The organism is Algoriphagus sp. PAP.12, from assembly GCF_026652115.1.
In the GTDB taxonomy this organism is placed as follows: Bacteria; Bacteroidota; Bacteroidia; order Cytophagales; family Cyclobacteriaceae; genus Algoriphagus.
Map to the genome: position 1 here is coordinate 1 of NZ_JAPPSQ010000046.1, position 4,245 is coordinate 4,245.

General features: G+C 38.8%; 3 protein-coding genes. 2 read left to right on the plus strand and 1 reads right to left on the minus strand.

What is annotated here, in order from left to right; all coding sequences use genetic code 11:
* Positions 1 to 23: 23 nt before the first annotated feature.
* A complete protein-coding gene (aspS, locus tag O0V13_RS21250) occupies positions 24 to 1,778 on the minus strand; it encodes an aspartate--tRNA ligase (RefSeq protein ID WP_268037030.1) in 1,755 nt (584 codons plus the stop codon).
* Between the two features lie 293 nt (positions 1,779 to 2,071).
* Here aspS and O0V13_RS21255 point away from each other — a divergent pair, with 293 nt between their 5' ends.
* On the plus strand, positions 2,072 to 3,379 hold the full coding sequence (locus O0V13_RS21255; protein WP_268037031.1) for a peptidoglycan DD-metalloendopeptidase family protein: 1,308 nt from the start codon (positions 2,072 to 2,074) through the stop codon (positions 3,377 to 3,379).
* 71 nt (positions 3,380 to 3,450) lie between these two features.
* Positions 3,451 to 4,182: a 23S rRNA pseudouridine(2604) synthase RluF gene (gene rluF, locus O0V13_RS21260; RefSeq protein ID WP_268037032.1), complete on the plus strand. Its 732-nt coding sequence runs from the start codon at positions 3,451 to 3,453 to the stop codon at positions 4,180 to 4,182.
* Positions 4,183 to 4,245: the final 63 nt, after the last annotated feature.

The window sequence follows — 4,245 nt, forward strand, 5'->3', positions numbered from 1 at the left end:
AGCTGCCCGAAGGCAGCTTTCATTTAACTTTTCAAATCAACTTTGATGGAGAGTTCCTCCAATTGATCGTCCGCAATAGTGCTTGGTGAATCAATCATCACATCCCTACCTGAGTTGTTTTTAGGGAAGGCTATATAATCTCTAATAGAATCAGATCCGCCGAATATTGCGCATAGTCTATCAAATCCAAATGCAATTCCGCCATGTGGTGGAGCTCCGTATTCGAATGCTTCCATTAAGAAACCAAATTGCTTTTGTGCCTCCTCATCTGTAAAACCAAGATGTTTAAACATCAATTTTTGTGTCGCTTTATCATGAATTCGGATAGATCCTCCTCCAATTTCAACGCCATTGATGACCAAGTCATAAGCATTGGCACGAACTGCTCCTGGATCTGTCTCCAGCAAGGCGATATCTTCTTTCTTTGGAGAGGTAAAAGGATGGTGCATTGCGTGGAATCTATTGGTCTCATCATCCCATTCAAATAATGGGAAATCAACCACCCAAAGTGGTTTGAAAACAGATCTATCACGCAGTCCTAAATCCTCACCCATTTTTAAGCGAAGTTCAGAAAGTTGTTTTCTTACAGTTTTGGTATCGCCACTCAAAACAAGCATGAGATCTCCTGGCTCAGCCCCGAATTTTTCGGCCCAAGCACCAAGAGCTTCCTGATCAAAGAATTTATCTACAGTAGATTTTAGACTTCCGTCAGCGTTATATTTTACATATACCAAACCTTTTGCTCCGATTTGAGGTCTTTTCACCCATTCTGTCAAAGCGTCCAATTGCTTTCTGGTATATTCTGCTGCTCCTTTTGGGCAAATCCCCACTACCAACTCAGCGCTATCAAAAATTCCGAAACCTTTGCCTTGAGCCACTTCATTCAGCTCGACAAATTTCATATCGAAACGAACGTCAGGCTTGTCATTACCATAATATTTCATGGCATCAGCAAAGGTCATTCTCTTTACTTCTTCCAACTCGACTCCTTTCACCTCTCTGAAGAGATGCTTGGTTAACCCTTCGAATGTGCTCAAAATATCTTCTTGCTCAACAAAAGACATTTCACAGTCTATCTGAGTGAATTCAGGCTGTCTATCTGCTCTCAAGTCCTCATCTCTAAAACACTTGACGATTTGAAAATACCTATCAAAACCAGAAACCATTAGCAATTGCTTAAAGGTTTGAGGAGATTGAGGCAAAGCATAAAATTCACCCGGATTGACTCTGCTAGGCACCACAAAATCGCGGGCACCTTCAGGTGTAGATTTGATCAAAACAGGAGTTTCTACTTCAATGAAATCCTCAGCATCCATGTATTTTCTAGTCTCCTGCATCATACGATGTCTCAACTGAAGCTTTTCGCGGACAACCCCTCTTCTCAAATCCAGGTATCTATACTTCATTCTAAGATCATCACCGCCATCTGTTTCATCTTCTATGATAAATGGGGGAACCTTCGCAGGATTCAAAACAGTAAGTTCTGCCACTTTCACTTCAATTGATCCAGTTGGGATTTTGTCATTTTTGGAAGTACGCTCAATAACCACCCCTGATGCCTGAACTACAAATTCACGGCCTAATTGCGCAGCTTTTTCCAATAGAGCTTTATCAGTACTTCCTTCTTCAAAAATCAACTGAGTAACCCCATATCGGTCCCTCAAATCGACCCAGATAAGTCCACCTTTATTTCTTACACGCTGAACCCAGCCAGCTAATTTGACTTCTTGATTGACGTTTTCGAGGCGTAATTCACCACAGGAATGCGATCTCAGCATAATCGAGTAATAATTTTTTGGAGCGTCAAAGATAAATAAATGACGGAGAGTAAGCCATCATTCTTTTGTTTTGATTAGAATAAAAACTTGGAAATTGAATATGGAAATAAACTTTGTAGCGTTTAGATATAGTACCTAAAAATTATTTTATAGAGATTGGATTAAAAAGCTTAAAATCAGGAACAGAAATTGCGTATCGTTTTGAAGCTGAAAACCTTCAAAAATTTGCTTTTAAGGCCTATTTTCCCTTGCTTGAAGGTTAATTCAAATCTAGTCAAATTTCTCGCCTAACTATGACAACAAAAAGGATAGGTTTAGTTGCATTGTGTGCTGCAATTGCAATAGCTGCCTGGCTCCAGTTTTCACCAAAACCTCAACCCGTAATCATTGAAGAAGAGATTGCTTTTGATAGCACTGCTATTGAAAAATCTAAGGAGATTTTTCTTTATGGAATTAATGTTACCGGTTTAAATATTGTCGAAGGAAAGGTCAGTAGAAATCAGACTTTAGCGACTATCCTTAGCCCATTTAATGTGCCTTATCAAATCATTGATGAGATAGCCAAAAAGTCAAAAGAAGTTTTCGATGTCAGAGGAATTGCAACCAACAAGAAATTTACTGTTCTAACCCCTTCTGATAGTGTTCAAGCAAGATTTTTCATTTATGAACCAAATCCATCTGAGTATGTGGTTTTTGACTTGGATAGCTTAGACATTTACAAAGCCGAGAAGCCAGTAGAATATATTCAGAAAGAGGTTGGAGGTACGATTCTAAAAAACAGCAACCTTTCAACAGAAATGCTCAAGCAAGAAGTTGGGTATGACGTCATTGATCAATTTGCCGACTTATATGGTTGGTCTGTGGACTTTGGTGCTTTGCAGGCTGGAGACGAATTTAAGGTAGTCTATGATGTAAAAATGATAGACGGAGAGGTAATCGGCATGGGGGATATCAAATCCGCATATTTCCAACACAGGGGTGAAGAATTTCATGCCATCCCCTTTGAGCAAAACGGGGAAGTAAACTTTTTTGATCAAGATGGGAATAGCCTAAAAAAGGCGTTCTTGAGAGACCCATTGAAGTATTCAAGAATCAGCTCCCGTTATAGTAAAAGAAGATTTCATCCAGTACAAAAACGATACAAAGCTCATCTCGGAACGGATTATGCTGCGCCAACCGGTACTGAAATCAGAGCTGTAGGAGATGGAACAGTTACGGATGCCAAATACACCTCTGCAAATGGTAACTATGTAAAAATCAAACATAATGGAACCTATACTACCCAATATCTGCATATGTCTAAGATTGGGAAAGGGATCAAGCCAGGAACAAGGGTAAAACAAGGCCAAGTAATTGGATACGTGGGCAGTACAGGCCTAGCTACCGGTCCACATTTGTGTTTTAGATTTTGGAAGTTTGGCAAACAAGAAGATTGGCTAAGAGAGAAACTACCACCTTCTGAACCTATATCTCAAGAAAACAAAATTGCCTTTGAGTCTACCAAATCAATTGTTCTAAAGACATTAGCAACAATTCAAACTGGCCAAGAAAGTAAGCTTTTGGCAAAATCACCAGAAAAGACATCGACATCAGGGGAATAAGCTCTATTCTTTCTTTCCATTTTATTGAGTGGATTAGTTGGCGTAACTTGTCAGCCTAATCCACTTTTTTTATGAGTCAGGATCAGTATATACGAATTAACAAATATTTGAGTGAGGTAGGTTTTTGTTCTCGACGAGAAGCAGATAAGCTCCTGGAAAAAGGAAGAATCACCATCAATGGTAAAAAACCGGAACTGGGGACAAAAGTAGGACCTAACGACCAAGTTGAAGTAGATGGAAAACCTGTTGGCAAGCCTATTCAAGATCATACCTACATCGCTTTCAATAAACCTGTTGGAATTGTCTCAACGACAGATACTAAAGGTGAAAAAAACAACATCATTGATTATATCAATCACAGTAACAGAATATTCCCAATTGGGAGATTAGACAAGGACAGCGAAGGACTGATATTTCTTACAAGTGAAGGAGATATCGTCAACAAGATTCTTAGAGCTGCAAACAATCATGAAAAAGAGTACATCGTTACTGTTGACAAACCTATTGATGATCGTTTTGTAAATAGAATGGCTTCTGGCATACCAATACTTGGCACCGTTACTAAAAGATGTAAGGTTGAACGAATAAGTAAAAGAAAGTTCAGAATTATTCTTACTCAAGGATTGAATCGGCAAATTCGTAGAATGTGCGAATATCTAGGTTATTCAGTAACACAATTGATCCGGGTTAGAATCATGAATGTTCACTTGGATCTTCCTACAGGTAAGTGGCGAGATTTAACCTCTAAGGAATTAAAAGAGATCAATAATCTCATTTCGGACAGTACGAAAACAGCAGATTAAAATTAAAAAGAGAGCAATCAAATTGCTCCCTTTTTCCTTTATAGTTTAGCTGGTTATTACATT